This window comes from Variovorax sp. 05N34, from assembly GCF_056397405.1.
Genome location: NZ_JBFTNI010000006.1, coordinates 49140 through 68850 on the forward strand (window position 1 = coordinate 49140; position 19711 = coordinate 68850).

The 19711-nt window shown below is 64.7% G+C and carries 21 protein-coding genes; 14 read left to right on the top strand and 7 right to left on the bottom strand.

Translation table 11 applies throughout. The features are described from left to right. Window positions 1–42: 42 nt before the first annotated feature. From AC1DMA_RS17270 to AC1DMA_RS17280, 3 genes are read left to right on the top strand one after another with little or no spacing between them, the layout of a single operon-like run. A complete protein-coding gene (locus AC1DMA_RS17270; RefSeq protein ID WP_478144970.1) occupies window positions 43–1401 on the top strand; it encodes a uracil-xanthine permease family protein in 1359 nt (452 codons plus the stop codon). Continuing rightward, window positions 1398–2840: an amidohydrolase family protein gene (locus AC1DMA_RS17275; RefSeq protein WP_478144971.1), complete on the top strand. Its 1443-nt coding sequence runs from the start codon at window positions 1398–1400 to the stop codon at window positions 2838–2840. The genes AC1DMA_RS17270 and AC1DMA_RS17275 overlap by 4 nt, the downstream gene beginning before the upstream one ends. Then, the gene (locus AC1DMA_RS17280) at window positions 2837–3550 is read left to right on the top strand and encodes a TSUP family transporter (protein ID WP_478127986.1); all 714 of its coding nucleotides are present in this window, start codon (window positions 2837–2839) and stop codon (window positions 3548–3550) included. Before AC1DMA_RS17275 ends, AC1DMA_RS17280 begins: the two co-directional genes overlap by 4 nt. A gap of 39 nt (window positions 3551–3589) precedes the next feature. Here AC1DMA_RS17280 and AC1DMA_RS17285 read toward each other — a convergent pair whose 3' ends face one another. Further along, complete coding sequence (locus tag AC1DMA_RS17285) at window positions 3590–3844, bottom strand: DUF1272 domain-containing protein (protein WP_478127985.1); 255 nt, start codon at window positions 3842–3844, stop codon at window positions 3590–3592. A gap of 2 nt (window positions 3845–3846) precedes the next feature. Further along, a complete protein-coding gene (locus tag AC1DMA_RS17290) occupies window positions 3847–4137 on the bottom strand; it encodes a DUF1330 domain-containing protein (protein ID WP_478127984.1) in 291 nt (96 codons plus the stop codon). Window positions 4138–4403: 266 nt separating this feature from the next. On the opposite strand from AC1DMA_RS17290, the gene AC1DMA_RS17295 reads away from it, so the two are divergent. Next, a complete protein-coding gene (locus tag AC1DMA_RS17295; RefSeq protein ID WP_478127983.1) occupies window positions 4404–4823 on the top strand; it encodes a tripartite tricarboxylate transporter TctB family protein in 420 nt (139 codons plus the stop codon). Window positions 4824–4825: 2 nt separating this feature from the next. Next, entirely contained in the window at window positions 4826–6358 is a 1533-nt protein-coding gene (locus AC1DMA_RS17300; RefSeq protein WP_478145189.1) for a tripartite tricarboxylate transporter permease, read from the top strand. Window positions 6359–6373: 15 nt separating this feature from the next. On the opposite strand, the gene AC1DMA_RS17305 is transcribed toward AC1DMA_RS17300, so the two are convergent. Next, entirely contained in the window at window positions 6374–7465 is a 1092-nt protein-coding gene (locus AC1DMA_RS17305) for a mandelate racemase/muconate lactonizing enzyme family protein (RefSeq protein ID WP_478144972.1), read from the bottom strand. A gap of 228 nt (window positions 7466–7693) precedes the next feature. Here AC1DMA_RS17305 and AC1DMA_RS17310 point away from each other — a divergent pair, with 228 nt between their 5' ends. Further along, a complete protein-coding gene (locus AC1DMA_RS17310) occupies window positions 7694–8071 on the top strand; it encodes a hypothetical protein (RefSeq protein WP_478127981.1) in 378 nt (125 codons plus the stop codon). Here the strand turns inward: AC1DMA_RS17310 and AC1DMA_RS17315 are convergent. Then, window positions 8068–9096 carry a LacI family DNA-binding transcriptional regulator gene (locus AC1DMA_RS17315; protein ID WP_478127980.1) on the bottom strand — a complete coding sequence of 343 codons (1029 nt, stop codon included), beginning with the start codon at window positions 9094–9096 and terminating at the stop codon, window positions 8068–8070. The two genes, AC1DMA_RS17310 and AC1DMA_RS17315, sit on opposite strands and share 4 nt — an antisense overlap. A 163-nt stretch (window positions 9097–9259) precedes the next feature. On the opposite strand from AC1DMA_RS17315, the gene AC1DMA_RS17320 reads away from it, so the two are divergent. Genes AC1DMA_RS17320 through AC1DMA_RS17355 form a run of 8 tightly spaced genes read left to right on the top strand, consistent with a single transcriptional unit; the run spans window position 9260 to window position 17070 of the window. Beyond that, window positions 9260–10540, top strand: coding sequence for an ABC transporter substrate-binding protein (locus tag AC1DMA_RS17320; RefSeq protein ID WP_478144973.1), 1281 nt, complete (start codon window positions 9260–9262; stop codon window positions 10538–10540). Continuing rightward, window positions 10540–11271 carry an SDR family NAD(P)-dependent oxidoreductase gene (locus tag AC1DMA_RS17325; protein WP_478127978.1) on the top strand — a complete coding sequence of 244 codons (732 nt, stop codon included), beginning with the start codon at window positions 10540–10542 and terminating at the stop codon, window positions 11269–11271. The genes AC1DMA_RS17320 and AC1DMA_RS17325 overlap by 1 nt, the downstream gene beginning before the upstream one ends. Window positions 11272–11280: 9 nt before the next feature. Next, window positions 11281–12150 carry a carbohydrate ABC transporter permease gene (locus AC1DMA_RS17330; RefSeq protein ID WP_478144974.1) on the top strand — a complete coding sequence of 290 codons (870 nt, stop codon included), beginning with the start codon at window positions 11281–11283 and terminating at the stop codon, window positions 12148–12150. Between the two features lie 13 nt (window positions 12151–12163). Continuing rightward, window positions 12164–12976: a carbohydrate ABC transporter permease gene (locus AC1DMA_RS17335; protein WP_478127976.1), complete on the top strand. Its 813-nt coding sequence runs from the start codon at window positions 12164–12166 to the stop codon at window positions 12974–12976. Window positions 12977–12986: 10 nt separating this feature from the next. Then, on the top strand, window positions 12987–13973 hold the full coding sequence (locus tag AC1DMA_RS17340) for an alcohol dehydrogenase catalytic domain-containing protein (RefSeq protein WP_478144975.1): 987 nt from the start codon (window positions 12987–12989) through the stop codon (window positions 13971–13973). Between the two features lie 4 nt (window positions 13974–13977). Continuing rightward, window positions 13978–15042 (top strand): ABC transporter ATP-binding protein, encoded by a 1065-nt coding sequence (locus AC1DMA_RS17345; RefSeq protein WP_478144976.1) that lies wholly within the window; start codon window positions 13978–13980, stop codon window positions 15040–15042. 48 nt (window positions 15043–15090) lie between these two features. After that, entirely contained in the window at window positions 15091–16014 is a 924-nt protein-coding gene (locus tag AC1DMA_RS17350; RefSeq protein WP_478127973.1) for a PfkB family carbohydrate kinase, read from the top strand. 6 nt (window positions 16015–16020) lie between these two features. Continuing rightward, window positions 16021–17070, top strand: coding sequence for a tagatose 1,6-diphosphate aldolase (locus AC1DMA_RS17355; RefSeq protein ID WP_478127972.1), 1050 nt, complete (start codon window positions 16021–16023; stop codon window positions 17068–17070). Window positions 17071–17073: 3 nt separating this feature from the next. Here AC1DMA_RS17355 and AC1DMA_RS17360 read toward each other — a convergent pair whose 3' ends face one another. Genes AC1DMA_RS17360 through AC1DMA_RS17370 form a run of 3 tightly spaced genes read right to left on the bottom strand, consistent with a single transcriptional unit; the run spans window position 17074 to window position 19645 of the window. Next, the gene (locus AC1DMA_RS17360; protein WP_478127971.1) at window positions 17074–17862 is read right to left on the bottom strand and encodes a TSUP family transporter; all 789 of its coding nucleotides are present in this window, start codon (window positions 17860–17862) and stop codon (window positions 17074–17076) included. Continuing rightward, on the bottom strand, window positions 17859–18659 hold the full coding sequence (locus AC1DMA_RS17365; protein ID WP_478144977.1) for an HpcH/HpaI aldolase family protein: 801 nt from the start codon (window positions 18657–18659) through the stop codon (window positions 17859–17861). The genes AC1DMA_RS17360 and AC1DMA_RS17365 overlap by 4 nt, the downstream gene beginning before the upstream one ends. 14 nt (window positions 18660–18673) lie before the next feature. Next, the gene (locus AC1DMA_RS17370; RefSeq protein ID WP_478144978.1) at window positions 18674–19645 is read right to left on the bottom strand and encodes a Bug family tripartite tricarboxylate transporter substrate binding protein; all 972 of its coding nucleotides are present in this window, start codon (window positions 19643–19645) and stop codon (window positions 18674–18676) included. Between the last annotated feature and the right edge of the window lie 66 nt (window positions 19646–19711).

A 19711-nucleotide genomic window follows, 5' to 3' on the forward strand; every position in this document is an offset into this window, starting at 1 on the left:
TCCCAAATCGATTTGGGGACGGTCGGATCCAAGGAATCGATCATGTTCCGTATTTCCGACGCCCCTGCCGTAGATGCCGTGCTGCCCTGGTCGCAGATGCTTCTGTTCGGCCTGCAGCATGTGCTTGTGATAGCCGCCGTGCCCATCACGTCAGTCTTTCTGATTGCCAAGGCGCTGGGCCTGTCGTCGGAATTGACGATCAACCTCATCAGCGCCACCTTCCTTCTCTGCGGCGTGGGGACTTTGCTGCAATCCTTCGGGCCGTGGAAGTTCGGTGCGCGGCTTCCCTTCGTGATGGTGCCCGGCGGCGCACCCATCGTGATGTTCCTGACCATCGCGCAGCAGCGCGACCTGCAAACGGCCTCCGGTGCGGTGATCCTCACGGCGCTGTTCTACTTCCTCGTGCTGCCGGTCTTTTCGCGCTGCATCAAATATTTTCCGAAGATCGTCATCGGCACCTTGCTGATGCTCGTGTCGATCAACCTCGTCAAGGTTTACGGCGGGATCATCGCTGGCAAGCCGGGCACACCCGGGTTCTCGGACCCTGCGCACATCGGCCTCGCGCTCGCCACGGTCGGCTTCACGGTGCTCTTTGCGCGCGTGTTCAAGGGCATGCTGGGACAGCTGGCGGTGCTGTTGGGACTCGTGGCAGGCACGCTCCTCGCCGCCGTGTGCGGAATGACGGATTTCAGCGGCGTGGCGAGCGGGCCGGTGTGGAGCCTCCCGACCTTGCTGCCCTTCGGGATGCCGCATTTCGACCTGGTCGCAGCGTTGCCGCTCCTGATCTTCAGCGTCATTTCAATGGTGGAGGCCACGGGGCAGACGATTGCGGTCGCCGAGGTCGTCGGCAAGCAGATCGAGCCGCGCGACGTCGTGCCGCGAACCATCCGCGGCGACGCGCTGATCTCGCTGGCAGGTGGGCTCTTCGGCACTTCGATGATCATCACGAGCGGCGAGAACATCGGCATCGTGCGCGCCACCAATGTGCGCTCGCGCTACGTGACGGCCACGGCTGGCGCCATCCTGGTTCTCATCGCGCTCACGGCGCCGCTCGGCAGGCTCGCCAGTGCGATTCCAGAGGCGGTCGTGGGCGGCACCGCGATGGTGGTCTTCGCGATCATCGGCACGATCGGCATCGACATCCTGCGCAAGGTCGACCTGCATGAGCGCAGCAACATGTTCGTGCTGGCCGGTGCGCTGACCATGGGCCTGCTGCCGATCCTCGTGCCCGGCCTCTACAGCAAGTTCCCGCCAACGCTGCAACTCGTGCTGGGCAACGGCCTGGCGATGGGCGCGCTCACCGCCATCGTGCTCAACATCCTTTTTCACCACGTCGCCGCGGCGCCCCGCGACGACAGCAACGAAGCGCCGGCCCCGGAAGGGGCACCGGCCGCCCAATGATGAATTCCACCTATCCCCTGAATGCCGGCGACACTGCATCCCACCTTGCGGCGGACTCGCTGCTGCTGGCCCCCGATCACCTCATGCTGCGCGAAGGGCCGGTGCGGGACCACGCCATCCTCGTCGAGAGCGGCAAGTTCCGCGACATCGGCCCCGCCGAAGTGCTGGCCGCCCGCTATCCGCATCTGACGCCCCTTCGACTTCCGGGCAAGGTACTGATGCCAGGGATGATCGATGCGCACCATCATCTGACGCAATCGTTTGGCAAGTCGCTGGCCTACGGCGAACCCTCGGAGATCTTTCGCCGCGTCTGGGTGCCACTGGAAGCGAGCCTGGACGACGAGTTCGTCCATGGCGTGTCGAAGCTGGCGGCGCTCGAGTCGCTGCGCGGAGGCTTCACCACCGTCTGCGATGCCGGGACGCGCGCGAAGGGAGACATCGGCGCGCTCGCGACAGCCACGCAGGAGGCGGGCCTTCGTTGCGTGCTCGGCCTGATCTGCAACGACGGGGGCAACGAGAGCACACCGGCCGAACGCAGAGCCTTGAAGGCGCACGCCGAACGCTTCCTTCAGAAGTGGTCGGGCGCGGCGCTGATTCATCCATCGCTTGCGATCTCGGTGCCCGAAGCGGCTTCCGACGAGATGCTGGTGGGTGTCTCGGCGCTTTGCGCGGAGGCACGCACGATCTTCCAGACGCATGTCAATGAGCACCTCGCGTCGGTGGAACGTTCGGTCGTTCAACGCGGCATGCGGCCGCTCGAGCTTCTGGCGCACCTGGGCGCGCTCGGGCCACAAGTGCTCATCGCGCACGGCACCTTGGTGACGCCGAGCGAACTCGCCCTGCTTCGACAAACCGACACGGCCGTGAGCTACAACCCGGTCGCAAGCCAGTGGAAAGGCAATGCGGTCGCGCCGGCCAACCTGATGGCAGCGATGGGGATCCGCTTCGGACTCGGCACGGATGCCACCCGCAGCGATGCGTTCCGCCTCATGGACGCGGCCGAGGCAGCGCAAAAGCTCGCCTTCGGGCTTGCCATCGGCGACGCGTCATGCGGCGGCGGCTGGACGTGGCTCGACCATGCGACACACGATGGCGCGCGCGCCATCGGCCTGGACCACGTGATCGGCGAGGTCGCGCCCGGCAAGGAGGCGGACTTCCTGCTTGTCGACGTCGATACGCCGGAGATGTGCACCTCGGTCGACTTGACGTGGGACCTCGTGCGATTGGGCAACAGGGATCAGATCGATGCCGTCTTCGTCGCAGGAAAGCTGCGCCTCTGGAAGGGCTGGCCGACCGACTGGGATGCGCGCTCGCTGATGCGGCAGGTCGCACGCGCGGCCGGCGAGGCGATCGCACGGGCACCGATCCAGCGCCTGCATCCGACCGCGGCGCAGCATCGCAAGTCAAGGGCGGCTGCAATGATCGGGGCCGCGCAGTGACCGTCGAGCACCTGATCGTCATTTCGCTGGCCGTTCTGTTCGCCGCCTTTGTCCAAGGCGCGAGCGGCGTGGGCTTTGCGCTCATCGTCGCGCCCGTGATCGGCCTCCTGCGGCCGGAGTTGCTGCCGGTGTGCGTGCTGGTCCTGATGCTGCCGTTGAACTTCTATGTCGCGTGGCGCGAACGTTCCGCGATCGATCGGAGCGGTGCGAGCTGGATCACGGCGGGACGCGTCCTCGGAACCGCGGGTGGGCTGTGGGTCTTGGCCGTGCTGAGTGCCAACCACCTGGCTTTGTTCGTCGGATTGTCGACCGTCGCCGCTGCGCTCGTCACGCTCGTGATGCCGGCGTTCTCGCCGGGCCGGCCGGCCTTTGTCGCAGCCGGACTCGTCACCGGTGTGACCGAAACCGCCACCGGCATCGGGGGGCCGCCGTTGGCGCTGGTGTACCAGCACCATGCGCCGCCCATCGTGCGTTCGACCATCGCCTTGTGCTTTCTGGTGGGAGAGCTGGTGTCGCTGGCGACATTGATGGCGACGGGCCGCATCGAATCAACGCAGCTTGTGGCCGCGTTGAGCCTGCTGCCGGCACTGCTGATTGGCGCTGCACTCAGCCGCGTGGTGCACGAACGCATCAACGGCCGGTTCTTGCGCGCGTTCGTTCAGGTTTTCGCGATCACGTCCGGCGTGGTGTTGCTCGTGCACGCGATCTGACGCCCGTCGCTCGGCACCCGTGAGTCGACGCGACAACGCTCACGTCGACTCGGTGACTGCGCAACCCTCGGGCTTGAACACTCGCGTGGTCGAAGCCGGAGAGTTCACGAGCTTGGCCGCTGGGCGCATCGGGCGCCGCAGCAATTCACCGCCGCAATTCGGACAACGTCCGCCAAGGCGCTGTTCGGCACAGTCGCTGCAGAACGTGCACTCGAACGAGCAGATCCGCGCGGCGGTCGAATCGGGTGGCAGATCCCGGTCGCAGCACTCGCATCCGGGGCGCATCTGCAGCATGGCTAGACCCCTTCGATGATCCGCAGATCCCGATCGGCCCCATCGCCGAGCGCAGCCAGTGCGGCTTGGTAGTCGGCGCTGTCATGCGTCGCCCTGGCCTGCTCGACGCTGTCGAACTCGATGAGCACCGTGCGCTCCTTCAACCCGCGCTCGTAGACCTGCGCCGGAACACCGCGCGCTAGAAAGCGCCCGCCGCCGGCTGTGATGGCGGGGCCCGCCAGCTTTGCATAGGCCGCCAGTTTGTCGGCGTCCTTGACTGCGCGGTACGCGCTGACCCAATAGGCTTTCGGCATGCGAATTCTCCTTCTGTGCTTTGGTGATTGTGTGCTTTGGTGATTGCAATGGACCGAGCTTCGGACTGTCCGGCCGGTTCTCGCGAATCTGATCATAAGGAGTCGCTGAGCCTCGCGCCCGGTACGTAATTTCCCTCACGCCTTGGTCAGACTCCGCTCAGTTGGCCGACAAGACCATAGGGCGCCCGACTTTCTTTCGGGAATGTGGAGAGTCATTGCACGAGTGCGGGACTGTCCGCCCATCGACTCGCACTCATCACGACCCTATGAATCTAAATCTTGTCCGAGGGTTATTCCTCATGGCGATCTCACTCGCCTTTGGACTCCAGGCACTGCGTTACCCGATTGGAGACTTCAGTCGCGCGGGGCCGGGACTCTTTCCCGCGGTAGTGAGTGCGATGCTGTTGGTGATTGGCGTGATCACCGTGGTTCGAGCGTTCTATGTCGAGCGAGTGCGCCTCAACCTGAACTTCAAGAACATCGCCATCATCATCGCGAGTCTGTGCGGACTTGCACTGATCTCCACCTACGTGAACATGATCGTCGGAATCATCTTCATGGTCTTCTGCTCCACCCTGGCCGGCTCTTCCTACTCCTGGGTGCGCAACGTCAAGATTTCCGCCGGCCTGGTCGCAATGGCGCTGGTCCTTCAAAAACTTCTCGGCCTGAACCTGCCGCTTTACTGATGATGGACGTCCTCAACAACCTGGCGTTCGGCTTCTCGCACGCCCTGACCCTGCAGAACCTCATGTTCTGCGCGATTGGCTGCACGGTCGGCACGCTCGTGGGCCTGCTGCCCGGCCTGGGGCCGCTGGCCACCATCAGCCTGCTGCTGCCGCTGACTTATTCGATCCCCACTACCGGCGCGCTCATCATGCTGGCGGGCATCTACTACGGTGCGCAATACGGCGACAGCGTGAGCGCGATCACGATGAAGATCCCCCACGCGAGCAGCATCGTCGCGTGCATCGACGGCTACCAGATGACGCTCAAGGGCAAGACCGGACTGGCGCTTTTCACTGCGGGGGTATCGAGCTTCATCGGCGGCTCGGTGGCGATCCTGGTGCTGGCCTTCCTCGCGCCGATGCTCGGTGAAGTGGCCTTCCTCTTCGGACCGGCCGACTACTGCGCCATGATGATGGTGGGCTTTGTCTGCGTGAGCTTCGTCACGACCGGCAGCCTGCTCAACGGCCTGGCGATGTGCATGATCGGCGTGCTGCTCGGCACGATCGGCACCGACGTGAACAGCGGCCTCGCGCGCTTCACGCTGGACCTGCCCTTCCTGATCGACGGCGTGGGCATCGTGAGCATCGCGCTGGGCTGCTTCGGCATTGCCGAAATCACGAAGAACCTCGACTCGAAGGAAGAACGCTCGCCCTTCAACGGCAAGATCAACCTGATCCCGACCTGGGCCGAGTTCAAGCGGATCATCCCCAGCGCCCTGCGCGGCAGCGTCGTGGGCTCGTTCCTCGGCATCCTGCCCGGCGGCGGCCCGACCATCGCGCAGTTCGCGGCGTACGCCATCGACAAGAAGGTCAGCAAGTACAAGCACGAGATCGGCACCGGCTGCATCGAAGGTGTCGCCGGCCAGGCCGCGGCCGACGAGGCGGCAGCGCGCACGAGCTTCATTCCGCTGATGAGCATCGGCATTCCCGAGAACGCCGTGATGGCGCTGATGCTGGCCGCCTTCATCATCAAGGGCATCCAGCCGGGGCCCAACATGATCGCGAGTCACCCGGAGCTCTTCTGGGGCCTGGTGGCGAGCATGTGGATCGGCAATGTCTTCCTGCTGGTGCTGAACGTGCCGCTGGTGCGCTATTGGCTGTCGGTGTTCAAGATTCCCTACAGCGTGCTGTTCCCGTCGATCCTGTTCTTCTGCTGCATCGGCACCTACAGCGTGAACAACAGCCTGGAGGACATCTACATCACGGCGGCATTCGGGCTCATGGGCTACATGTTCATGCGACTGCAGCTGGATGCCGCACCGCTGATGCTGGGCTTCATCCTCGGGCCGATGCTCGAAGAGAACTTCCGCCGCGCACTGCTGTTGAGCCGCGGGAGCTTTACCACCTTCTTCACGCGCCCGATCAGCGGCACCTTGATGGCGCTCATCGCGTTCTTCATCGCCTGGCAGGTGGTCTCGTTCATCTTTCAGATTCGCAAGAAGAACTCGCTACGGCGGATGGTCGCTGCGCCTCCTGTGAAAACGGCCGATGTCTGAGCCACGGCGCGAGCGCTAACGAACGCGAAACGGCTCCAGCTTCTCCCAATCGAACGCGACGCCAATGCCAGGTTCTGGCGGCGCGACCGCGAGGTGGTTCTTCAGCACCAGGGGCCGGGCGGTGTACTCGTCGATCGGGAAGCTGTGAATCTCCAGCCAGCCTGCGTTCGGTTGCGCGGCAAGCAAGCTGACGTGCAGCTCCTGCATGCCGTGGGAGCACACGGGAATGCCATGCCGGCGTGAGCGTTCGGCCACCTTCAACCAGCCGGTGATGCCGCCGCAGTTGGAAGCATCGGGCTGAATGAAAGAGAGAGCCGCCTGCTCGAAAGCATGGTCGAACTCGTGAATGGTGTGCAGGTTTTCGCCCATCGCCAACGGCACGCCTGTCGCGGCGGCAATCCTCGCGTAGCCTTGGTAGTCGTCCGGAATCGTCGGTTCCTCGAACCAGAGGATGTTGAAAGGCGCGAGGCGCCGGGCAGCGACGATGGCCTCGTCCACGCTCATCGAATAGTTGGCGTCGACCATCAGCGCGAGGTCGTCGCCAATCAGTTGCCGGACCGCACGGACACGCTCGACGTCCTCTTCAAGATCTTCCCGTCCGATCTTGATCTTCACGGCATTGGCGCCGCGCGCGAGATAGCCCCTCACATTCGCCAGGAGTCTGTCCAAGGGGAACAGCAGGTCGATTCCGCCGCAGTAGGCCTTGCAAGTGTTGCCGGTGCCGCCTGCCAGTTGCCAGAGCGGCATTTGCCGAGTCTTTCCGCGGATATCCCAGAGCGCGATGTCGATGGCCGAGATTGCGAACGAAGCAATGCCGCCTCTTCCCACGTAATGAACGTGCCACTCGCTGAAGTCATGAATGGATTCGACGTCCTCGCCATCCATGCCGATCAGCGCTGGAGCCAGGTCGTGGTCGATCATCGCCTTGATCGCATGGCCGCCCTTTCCACCGGTATAGGTGTAGCCCGTGCCTTCCCTGCCGTCGGCGAGCCTCACGGTCGCGGTGATCAATTCGAAATGGGTATGCGCCCCATGCTTCGCGTCGGTCAGGACTTCGTCAAGCGGAACCTGGAACAGATGACTTGTGATTCTTTCGATGTTGCGCATTGCAATGCTCCGGTGACGGGCGAACAAAGCCAGGATAGTAGGCCCAGGATAGTGGACGTACTGCACCCCGCAGGCATGAGCGCAAATGCATCCGAGCCACCCAAACGGACCCAACCGCCGGTTGGCGCGCCGATTGCGACTTTGTCCCTTTCATCCTCCATGCTGGTCGGAGCACAATCGGCCGCCCCGACTCATTTCTCCAAGCGCACCCATGCACCTGTCTTCCCCATGACTGCCATCCTTCGGACCTGGACCTTCTGGATCCTTACCCCGCTGCACGAGGAGTGCCAAGCCCATCTTGAACGTACGAAGCTTCCGGAGTTGCAGTCCTTCGAGGGATGCCAGCGATCGTCGGCGTTGTTCCGAGACCTCGGCGATGGCAGCACCGAAGTCACGGTCGTTTCCTCATGGGTCTCGATGGCCGCCATTCGCGCCGCCTTCGGGGACGAGATCACGCGACCGAGCATCGATCCCGAGGATCGAAAGAAGCTGATCGACCGAGAGCAGATCGTGCGGCACTACCCAGCTACGGACCGCCACGCGATCAGCCTGGCGCCGGCAGAAATGGGCCCAAGCCAGATCAAAGCCCGGACAGCGCCGGACTAGCGGATCAGGCGCGGCTTGCCGGTGGATTCGCGCACCACGAGCGACACATCGACTTCATGATGCAACGCCACCTGCTTCCCAGACAACGACTTCACCAGATAGTCCCCCGCCCGCGTCCACACCTCGTCCGTCGGTACATGCATGGTCGTCAGGCTGGGCCGAAGGTGGCGGCTCCATTCGAGATCATCAAAGCCCATGACCGACAGATCGTCGGGCACATGGAGCCCGCGCCGCTCCGCCTCGAGCAGCACTCCGTACGCGATCACGTCGTTGCCGCAGACAACGGCGGTGGGCCAGTCACTTTTTGCGGCAGATAGCAGCGAGCGTGCGCCCTGGCGCGCATCGTCCAGGTGATAGGGCACCTCGATGTACCACTCGGGCCGAAGCGTGAGCCCGCTTTCCTGGAGCGCGCGATGTACGCCCGCAACGCGCGCCGTCGCACGGTCGTTGTTCGACGAAATCGCCGCGACCATGCCGACCCGGGTGTGCCCCAGCTCGATGAGATACCTGCAAGCCCGATAGGCTGCGGCCTCGTTGTTGCCGCCTACGGACGCGTACGGCTTGTCCGGGTGGTACACGCCCACGTTCACGAACGGAATGCGTTGCGAGGCGAGCAGCCTGCGCAGCGCATCGGTGTGCGTGTCCCCGCGCAGGATCAGGCCGTCGATGCCGCGGCTCACCATGTTCTGCGCTTGGCGCGCTTCGGTCTCCGGCTCGTAGCCGCTGGTTGAAAGCAGCAGCAGATAGCCCTGCAGCGACAAATAGATCTGCAGCGCCTCGATGCCCCGCGCGAACATCGCGTTGTCCACCGTGGGGATGATGGCGCCGATGGTGCGCGTGCGGCGCGACGACAGCGCACGCGCCGCCGCGTCGGGGATGTAGCCCAAAACCTCAACAGCCGCATCTATGCGCATTCGCAGGTCCGGGCTCACTGATTCGGGGTTGTTGAGCGCGCGAGAAATCGAAGCCGTCGAGACGCCCGCGTGCTTGGCAACTTCTCGAATACCGACTGTTTTTGGCTTCATCGTGAAACAGTTTACAGCAAGCGGTACGAGCGCCACCGGGTCAAACTTCAAGGGAAATCCCCTATGAATTGCCGTCATTGAGTCGGTTCGCTGCGTTGACAGCCTCTGTCCTTGCCAAGATAATTTTGTAAACGGTTACATGACGATCACAGGAGACAAAGACATGAGACGAGCCATCGCTTTCGCTGTCGCGGCCACGTGCGCCTTCGGCGTTCATGCACAGGACTTCAATTGGAAGAAGCACCAGGGCACGACCATCACCTTCCTCGCCAACAACAACCCGGTGGCCAATGCCCTGCTGAAGCACAAGGCCGACTTCGAGGCGCAGACCGGCATGACGCTGAAGGTCGACTCCTATCAAGAGCAGCAGATGCGCCAACGGCTGGTCACGGTCATGAACTCGCGCAGCGACGAGGTCGACGTGTTCATGTCACTGCCCTCGCGCGAGGGGATGCAGTTCGCCAAGGCCGGGTGGTATGCCGATCTGAACGAGTTCGTCAAAACCGCCAGCGCCAAAGATTACGATTTCGCCGACTTGAGCGCGGGCATGCTCAAGGACGCGACCTACGACAAGCAGCTCACCGGCATCCCGATGAACGTCGAGGGCCCTGTCCTGTACTACCGCAAGGACCTGTTCCAGAAGTGCGGCGTGTCGCTGCCCAAGAGCCTGCCCGAGCTCGAAGGCGTGGCCGCCAAGCTCAAGAGCTGCGAACCCGGCGTGACGCCCTTTGTCTCGCGCGGCCTCAAGCCCGCCCTGCCCTTCACCTATAGCGTGTTCCTGCACAACATGGGCGGCACCTACATGAAGGACAACAAGTCGCAGCTATGCAGCAAGGAAGGCCAGGCATCGCTGGCGCTCTATTCCAAGCTGCTCAAGGACTACGGGCCGCCCGGCGTCGTCAACTACAGCTTCTATCAAATTTCCTCGCTCTACAAGGAGGGCAAGGCGGCGATGGCTTTCGAGTCGTCGAACGAGCTGCGCAATGTGATGGACGGTGGCGCCCGCCTGAAAGACACGGCCGTGGCCGTGCTCCCCGCCGGCCCCGGCGGCTCGCACCCGACAGTCATCGGCTGGACGATGTCGGTGTCGGCCCACAGCAAGAACAAGGAAGCCGCCTGGTACTTCGTACAGTGGGCCACCAGCCCGGCCGTGCAGGCCAAGCTGGCGGTCGACGGCGTCGCGCCGCCGCGCGCGGCCGTGGCCAAGTCGCCGGGCTACAAGGCGTGGATGGACGAGCAACCCGTGCGCACCGAATGGGTCGCGACGGTGAACGAACTGAGCCGCACCGGCACCTCCGAAGTTGGCTATCCGATCGTGCAGAACCCGGCCTCGCGCGACTTCATCGGCCAAGCCGCGACCGAACTGCTACTCGGACAGAAGACGCCCGCGCAAGCGTGCGCCGACGCCGACAAACAGCTCGACGCGCTGATCGCCAAAGACTGATGGCTGTCTTCGACTTCTCCGCGGACCACCGCGTGCTGGTAGTCGGTGGTGCCGGGGACATCGGCGCCGCCATCTCGCGCGCCTTCATGGACATGGGCTGCAGCGTCATCGCCACGGGCGTCGACGACGAGGCACTCGAAGCCACCTCGCTGCAACAGAGCGGCAGGCTCACGTTGCGCACGCTCGACGTCACCGACAACGACGCCGTCGCCGCGTTCGTCGGCGGACTCGACCGCCTCGACACGCTGGTCAACTGCGCCGGCATCCTCGCGCGCTTCAAGGAGTTCGAGATCGAGACCTTCCAGCGCGTGCTGGACGTGAACCTCACAGGCACCTTCCGCCTGTGCAACGCGAGCCTGCCGCTGCTCGAAAAGAGCAAGGGCAGCATCGTCAACGTGGCGTCGATGAACGCCTTCGTGGCACTCCCGTTCATTCCCGCCTACTGCGCGAGCAAGGGCGGCGTGGTGATGCTCACCAAGTCGCTGTCGCTCGCCTGGGCCGAGCGCGGCGTGCGCGTGAACGCCATCGCGCCGGGCTATGTAGAGACCGCCATCAACGCGGCCGGCCGCCAGGACAAGGCGCACTACGAACGCATCAGGTCGCGCATCCCCCTGGGCCAATGGGCGCAGCCTGACGACATCGCGGGCAGTGCGGTGTTCCTCGCTTCGCGCGCCGCGCACTACGTCACCGGCACGGTGCTGGCCGTCGACGGCGGCTTTCTCGCGGGTTGAAGACGCAGCATGAGCCAATCGATCGGCACGCGCGGCCAACTCGCGTTTCTCTCCTTTCCGGCCGTGATCTTCACGACCGCGATGATCGCGTTCCCCTTCGCCTACACGGTGTGGTTCAGCCTGCATTCGTATAGCTTCGGAGCCAAGCCCAAGCTCAACTGGGGCCTGAACTTCGTCGAGATGGCGGGCGACGGCGAGTTCTGGAACGGGCTGAAGATCACGCTCGTCCTCTACTTGCTGTCGCTGGTTCTGCAACTCGTGCTGGGCACGTGGATCGCGCTGCTGCTGCACGGCTCCAGGAAACTGTCTGGCATTGTGCGCACCCTGATGATCTCGCCCTTCGTGCTACCCCCCGTGGTGGTCGGCATGATGTGGCTGGTAGTGCTCGACCCGTCCATCGGCGCGGCCAACTACCTGCTGCAGGCCGTGGGACTGCCGCGTTCCGATTGGCTGGCCTCTCCGGTGTGGGTCATTCCGACCGTGGCCATGATCGACACCTGGCAGTGGACGCCCTACGTGGCGCTCATCGTGCTCGGCGGCCTGCAATCGCTGCCGCCCAACGTGTATGAGGCAGCGCAGATCGACGGCGCCTCGCGCTGGAATACCTTCTGGCGCATCACGCTGCCGCTACTTGCGCCCACGCTGGTCACAGCGGCCATTCTGCGCAGCGTCGACCTGCTGCGCTTTTTCGACATCATCTACATCACTACGCAGGGTGGCCCCGGCAACGCGTCGAACACGCTGAACATCTATGGCTTCCGCAAGGGCTTCGAGCTGTTCGACATTGGCTATTCGAGTGCGCTGATGATCACGCTGTCGGCCATCGTGCTCGGCGCGGTCATGGTGCTCACCCAGGCGCGCAGGCGCGTGGCATGGTGAAGGAGGCAAGTCCATGAACGGCAAGCTGGTGCAGCGCCTGGGCCTCGTGCAGATCGCCTTCGTGGCGGTCCTGATCTTGCTGCCGATCGCGTGGATGGTGCTCTCGTCCTTCAAGCCCTCGGCCGAGGTGACGGCCTATCCGCCGACGGTGCTGTTCACACCAACGCTGGAGAACTACCGCACGCTGTTCGGCACCACACCGTTTCTTCACTACACGTGGAACAGCACGGTCATCACCGCGGGCTCGACGCTGATCGGGCTGCTGCTGGGCGTTCCGGCGGCGTTCGCCGTATCGTGGACACGCATCACGTGGCCCGCCACAGTCACACTGCTGGCGCGCATGGCACCGGGCACCCTCTTTCTGCTGCCCTGGTACGTGATGTTCCGCGAGGCCGGAATGATCGGCAGCTATTGGGCGCTGATCCTCACTCACGCGGCCATCACCATGCCCATCGTGATCTGGGTGCTGCTGCCCTTCTTCGACAACATTCCGCGCAGTGTGCTGGAGAGCGCGCAAGTCGACGGTTGCAGCGTGCCGCGCATCCTGTGGCGCATCGCGCTGCCGCTCGTGATGCCGGGCGTGGTCGTGTCGTCGATCTTGTCCTTCGTGTTCTCGTGGAACTACTTCCTGTTCGCGCTCGTGCTGTCAAACGGTGACACCAAGACACTCATCGCGGCGTCCTTCAATTTCATTGGCGAAGGCGCGTCGAACTGGGGCGCGCTGATGGCGGCTGCTTCCCTCATCGCGCTTCCGCCGCTGATTCTCGCTTTCATCGTCCAGCGCAGGCTCGTGTCGGGCCTGTCCATGGGCGCGGTCAAAGGCTAGGAGACCTCTCATGCAAGCTGCAATTTTTCATGGCGACAAGAACATCACCATCGGCGAGGCGCCCATGCCGGTGCCTGCCGCCGGCGAGGTGCTGCTGCGCGTGCGCCGCACTGCGCTGTGCGGCTCAGACACCAAGCTATGGTTCAACGGCGCGACCATCACGCCGGGGCACGAGATCTTCGGAGTGGTGCAGCAGCCGGGCCATGCGCTCGACGGCAAGCGCTGCCTGGTCTACATCCCGGTGCACTGCGGCCATTGCGAATCGTGTCGTGCGGGCGACACGCAGATGTGCCTCAACGAATCGGTGCTTGTAGGGTGGAACCGCCCCGGCGGCTACGCCGAATACCTGAGCGTGCCCGAGCAGTGCCTGCTGCGCGTGCCCGACGACATCGAGGACGAACTCGCCCCCCTGCTGCTCGACACCATCGGCACGGCCGCGCACGGCATCCGGTTCGTGAAGCCGCTGGTGCCGCCGGAGACGACGGGGCCGGTGCTGGTGACGGGAGCGGGTCCGGTGGGTATCGGAGCGCTCATCGCGTTGCAGAACATGGGCTACACCGAGGTGTATGTGTCGGACCTGAAGGAAGAGCGGCTGCAGCTGGCCGAATCATTCGGGGCCAGGCGCCATCCGGTGGGCGACAGCAGCAAGCGCTTCAAGCTCATCGTGGAATGCAGCGGCGCGCATGCGGCCCGCAGCCTGGGTATGGAGATCGTGCTGCCGCGCGGCGTGCTCATTCTCATCGGAGAGAGCGACAAGCCCTGGCCGGTGCAGGAGAACAAGGCCATCCGCCGCAAGGACTTCTACATGGTGCGCACCTTCTATTTCCCCAAGAGTGATTTCGCTCTCAACGTCGAGTTGCTGCGCGGCGAGAAGAAACGCTATCGCAAGCTGGTCGACGCACAGTTCGGCATCGACCAACTGCCCGAGATGTTCGGCCGGTTCGTGGCGGGCGAGCTCGTCAAGCCGCTGCTGGCTTTTGACCGCGCAGGAAAGTAAACGCATGGCGTCCATCCGTCTGAAAGGCCTGGTCAAGCGCTTCGGCGAAGTGACCGTGGTCCCTTCGCTCGACCTGGAGATCCGCGACGAAGAATTTGTAGTCTTCGTCGGCCCCTCGGGCTGCGGCAAGTCGACCTTGCTGCGCATCATCGCGGGGCTGGAGCCCATTGATGAGGGCGACCTCTACATTGGCGACACGCGCGTGAACGACGTGGCTCCAGCACGGCGAGACATCGCGATGGTGTTCCAGGACTACGCGCTCTATCCGCACATGACGGTGCGCGACAACATGGGCTTCGGCTTGGAGATGCGCAACACGCCCAAGGACGAAATCACGCGCCGTGTCGACCGCGCTGCAGCGATGCTGCGCATCGAGCCCTATCTCGACCGAAAGCCCAAGGCCCTGTCGGGCGGCCAGCGCCAGCGGGTGGCCATGGGGCGCGCGATGGTGCGCAACCCGAAGGTCTTCCTGTTCGACGAACCGTTGTCCAACCTCGATGCCAAACTGCGCGCCGAGGTGCGCACCGAGATCAAGGCGCTGTCGCAGCAGCTGAAGACCACCATGATCTTCGTCACGCACGATCAGGTCGAGGCGATGACCATGGCCGACCGCATCGTGGTGCTGAAAGCCGGCGTCGTCCAGCAGTTCGGCACGCCCGAAGAGGTCTACAAGTCACCGGCCAACCAGTTCGTTGCAGGCTTCATTGGTTCGCCGGCGATGAACTTCTTCAACCTGCAAGCCGAGGGCACGCACGTGCGCATGGACGACGGCACGGTGTTCTCGATGCCGCCGCGTTGTGCCGGCGTTGCCGGGCCCGCGGTGCTGGGTGTACGGCCGGAGCACATTCAAGTCTTGCCTGCGGACGCGCCAGGGCTGCGCGTTCAGGTCAGCGTGGTCGAGCCGTTGGGTTCGGACACGTTGGTCTATTTCGATCGCGCCGGTACGCGGCATGTGGCCCGCGTCGCACCCGAGTTGCAGGTGCGGCCCAAGGAAACGATCACGCTGGCGTTCGATATGGAAAAGTGCCATCTGTTCGATGCGCAACACGGCGCTGTGCTGCATGGTTGAGGTGATTCAAATGCAGCGGAGCTCATGCCTGTCCGTTGGGAATCTGAAATGAACCCGCAACGCCCCTCCCCCCGCGTGATCTGCCTGGGCCTTTCAGCGCTGGACATCACGTGGCAAGTACAAGCCCTGCCCGAAGGCGGCGGCAAGACACGCGCCGATGATGTGAGAGAAGGCGGCGGCGGCATGGCCGCCAACGCAGCAGCCGCCGCCGCGAAGTTGGGCGCGCAAGTCCAGTTCTGGGGCCGCGCAGGAGAAGACAGCGCCGGCCACGAGATGAAGTCGCAACTTGCAACGCTCGGCGTCGACGTCTCGCACTTCAAGCTGTTCGCAGGCGCACGCTCCTCCCTGTCGGGCATCGTGGTCGACAAGCGCGGCGAACGCATGATCGTGAACTTCCGCGGCGCGGATCTGCCCATCGACCCGGCATGGCTGCCACTCGAAGCGCTGGGCCGAACCGACGCTGTTCTTGCCGACCCGCGCTGGCCCGAAGGCGCACTGGCATTGTTCAGCGCCGCACGCGAACGCGCCCTGCCGACCGTGCTCGACGGTGACGTGGCCGATGCCGCCATCTTCGACCTGTTGCTGCCCCACACCGACTTCGCCGTGTTCTCTGAACCTGGCCTCGCGGGCTACGCCGTCAATGCAGGCAGTGTCGACGAACAACTGGCGTTCGCCCTCTCGCGCGGTTGCAAGCTCGCAGCCGTGACGCTCGGCGAACGCGGCGTCCGCTGGGCCGATGCCGCGGGCCAACACGCCCTGGCGGCCTTCGAAGTGAATGCCATCGACACCACCGGTGCCGGCGACGTCTTCCACGGCGCCTTGGCCTTCGCCCTCGGTGCGCAGTGGCCCGTGCGCCGCGCGTTCCAGTTTTCCGCCGCAGTGGCGGCGATCAAGTGCACACGGCCCGGCGGACGCGCCGGCGTGCCCGACTTCGCCACTGCGATGTCCCTCGTCGAATCCATCCAGGAGTAACTAACCATGACCACGCCCGCCCTCCACCTCGGCAAGAAATGGGGCATGCGCCGCATGGCCACGCCCGAAGGCCACTTCACCATGGTCGCGCTCGACCAGCGCCCGCCTATCGCGCAACTCATCGGCGCCAAGCGGGGCGTTGCGCCGGCGGACGTCAAGTTCAGCGACATGGTGAATGTCAAACGCGCGCTGGTCGACGCACTCGGTGCGCACGCCAGCGCCATGCTGTTCGACCCCAACTACGCCTTTCCGGCCGCGCTGCAGAAACTGCCCGCACACACCGGGCTGGTCGTGACACTCGAAGACCACCGTTTCCGGGACACTCCCGGCGGCCGGCTCTCGCACTCGATCAACGACTGGAGCGTCGAGAAGATCAAGCGCGCCGGCGGCGACGGCGTGAAGGTGCTCGCGTGGTACCGGCCGGACGCAGAGCCCGACGTCATCGCGCACCAGAAAGACTATGTGCGAAAGATCGGCGACGAGTGCCGCCAGTGGGACATTCCGCTGGTGCTGGAGCTGCTGGTGTACCCCTTCCCCAAGAGCGAGCGCCACACGGTCGACTACATCGAGTCGCCCGAAAAGATGCCCGAGCTGGTCATCGAAAGCGTGCGCGAATTCGCCAAGCCCGAATACGGCGTCGACCTGTTCAAGCTTGAAAGCCCGCTCCCCGGGGCCACGCTGCCGGCGCGCGACGGCGGCGCGGCGCACCTCGCCGCGCAGGCCTGGTTCGACCAGATTGGCGCGATCTGCAAGGGCGCGAACATTCCGTGGGTGATGCTGTCTGCGGGCGTGACCTCGCCGCAGTTCGTGCGTGTGATGGAGTACGCCTATGCGGCCGGCGCGCACGGCTTTCTGGCGGGCCGTGCCGTTTGGTGGGCCGCGCTGCAGAACTTCCCCGATCTGGAGCGTTGCGCCGAGCAACTGCGCAAGGAAGGCAGCGCCACGCTCGCCGAACTCGAAGCGCTCACGCTGCGCGCGGGCAACGCCTGGCAGGCCGACTACAGCGCCTTCGATAGCATGAAGACCGAAGGCGAGTTCTGCGCCGCCTACGCCTGAGCACTATTGCGCCCACGCGGTCGCGATCAGCGTCGAACCTGCGGCGGCCAGCAGGCCGCCTACCAGCCACTTCAGCGTCTCAGGCTTCAACCGGTTCGGCAGCTTGTGGTGCAGCCGCGTGGCGCCATAGACCATGGGCAGCGCGCAGGCGGCCAACAATGCGGAGCGCAGCGAGAAATGCCCCATCGCCAGCACGATCACCAGCCGCACCAGCGAGTTCAAAGCGAACATCAATAGCAAAGCGCGGCGCACCAGTTCGCGGTCCAGGGGCTGGCGGTACATGTGGAACACGATGGGCGGCCCCGAGCTCGCGAACAGGCCGCCCAGCAAGCCCGAGAGAGCGCCTATGAGCCCGAAGCTCCACGGGCGCGACACCCGTGCCAGCGGCTTGCCCTGCAAGATCAGCAGCGCCGCGCAACCGAGAATCGAAAGCCCCAGCAAGCCGCGCAGCCACGACACAGCGCTGCCGCTGAGCCACGCGAGGAGCGCCAGTCCCGCCATCACGCCCAAGGTGCTGCCCTTGAGAGCGGGCAGCATCAAGCGCCAGGGCACCACGCCGGGCCGAGCGCGAAAATAGGTCCACGCGTTGACCAGGCTCAGCACCATGGCTGCGTTGGCCGCGTCACTGACCGTGGCGACATGAAACACCGACACCAGCCCCAGCAGGACCAGGCTGAAGGCGAAGCCCGTGAGGTTCTGCGTGTAGGTGGCCAGCGCCACGCAAGCCATGAAGACCAGCACCGGGCCGGCCTGTGAATACAGCGCCTGCACGACCTCTGCGTTGGATATCAATACACGCTGCTGTCGAAGCCGCGCGCCAGGCTCGGCTGAATGGCCTGGATGAAGGCCGTGGCCTGCTGCATCAGCATGCCCAGGTCCGAGGCCACGGCCACGAACGAATAGCCCATGGCGATGAAGCTCGACACCACCGCCGGCGTCGGCCCCACGATGCCGCACGGCATGCCGATCTTGCGGCAGCGCGCAGCAACGTCGGCGATCACGTCCTGCACCTCGGGATGCAGGATGTTGCCGATGTGGCCCATGTTCGCCGACAGGTCCCCGGGACCGAGGAACAGCGCATCGACGCCCTTCACGGCCGCAATGTCCTCGAGCGCGGCCACGGCGCGCGGGGTTTCGAGCTGGACCACGGTGAACACCGAGTCGTTGGCGCGAGCGTTGTAGTTTTTCGCGGTGCCATAGCCGCTTGCGCGATGCATGGCCGCATAGCCTCGGATGCCCTCGGGCGGGTATTTCGCATACGACACGGCGCGGCGCGCTTCTTCCGCGCTCTCCACGAAGGGCACCATCACCGTCTGCGCGCCGAGGTCGAGTGCGCGCTTGAACAGCACCGGGTCGTTGGCCGCAAGGCGCACCACGGCCGCAGCAGTCGTGCCGGCCAGTGCCTGCAGGATGTGAAGCGTGTCGCGCTCGTCGATGGGCACATGCTCCTGGTCGACCAGCAGCCAGTCGAAGCCGGCGCGGCCCAGCGCTTCGGCGGTGCTGGCAATGYCCGACATGAGCCATGTACCCAGCATCGTGCCGGGTTGAGTGAGACGGTGGCGGAATGCGTTGTGAAGAGGGTCGTTCATGCGGAGCGTTCGGTTCAGTCGATCTTGATGTCGGCCTGCTTGACCACGGCGGCCATGGCGGGGGTGTCCTTGGCGATCAGCGCGCCCATCTCCTGTGGCGTGGACGACAGCACCTCGTAGCCCTGTGCCTCCAGGGGCTTGCGGAATTCGGGCGACTGCAGGATGGCGCGCAACTCCTTGTTCAGGCGCTCCACCACCGGCGCGGGCGTGCCGCTGCGCACGAGGATGCCGTTCCACACGATATTCACCACACCCGGGACGCCGGCCTCCGCGAAGGTGGGCACGTCGGGCATGACGGGCGAGCGCTTGGTGTCGGCCACCGCGAGCACGCGCACGCTGCCCGCCTTCTTGTACGAGACCACCGCCGGCAGGTTGTGGAACATCATCGGGATCTGCCCCGCGAGCACGTCGTTGAGCGCGGGCGGGCCGCCCTTGTAGGGCACGTGCGTGAGCTTCACGCCGGCCTTGTCCTGGAACTCCACGCCCGTGAGATGCATGGTGTTGCCATTGCCGGCCGAGCCGAAGACAAGGTCGCCGGGTTTCTTCTTCGCGGCCACGATCACATCGGCCACGCTTTTGTAAGGGGTGGCCGCGCCGACCACCAGCACATTGGGCATCTGGTGCGTGAGCGTGACGGGCTGCAGGTCCTTGAGCACGTCGTAACCCACCGACTTGTAGAGCGCGGGGTTCACCGTGAGGGTGCTGGTGGAGCCCAGCAGCATGGTGTAGCCGTCGGCCGGCTGAGTGCGCGCCACCCACGCCGAGCCGATGTTGCCGTTGGCCCCTGCACGGTTGTCGATGACCACGGGCTGGCCCAGCCGCTGCGACAGCGCCTGCGCAAGCGGGCGCGCGATCTGGTCGGCCACGCCGCCTGCGGGGTACGGCACGAGCAGCGTCAGCGGATGGTCGGGAAAGGTGCCCTCGGCATGAGCCGAGAGCGCCGATGCGAATGCGAGCGAGGCTGCGAGGGCCAAGCGAACTTTCATGTCTTGTGTCTCCGTCCAGTAATCGAGCGATGGCTCAGTCCGCAGCGTTTTTGCCGCGGATGATGT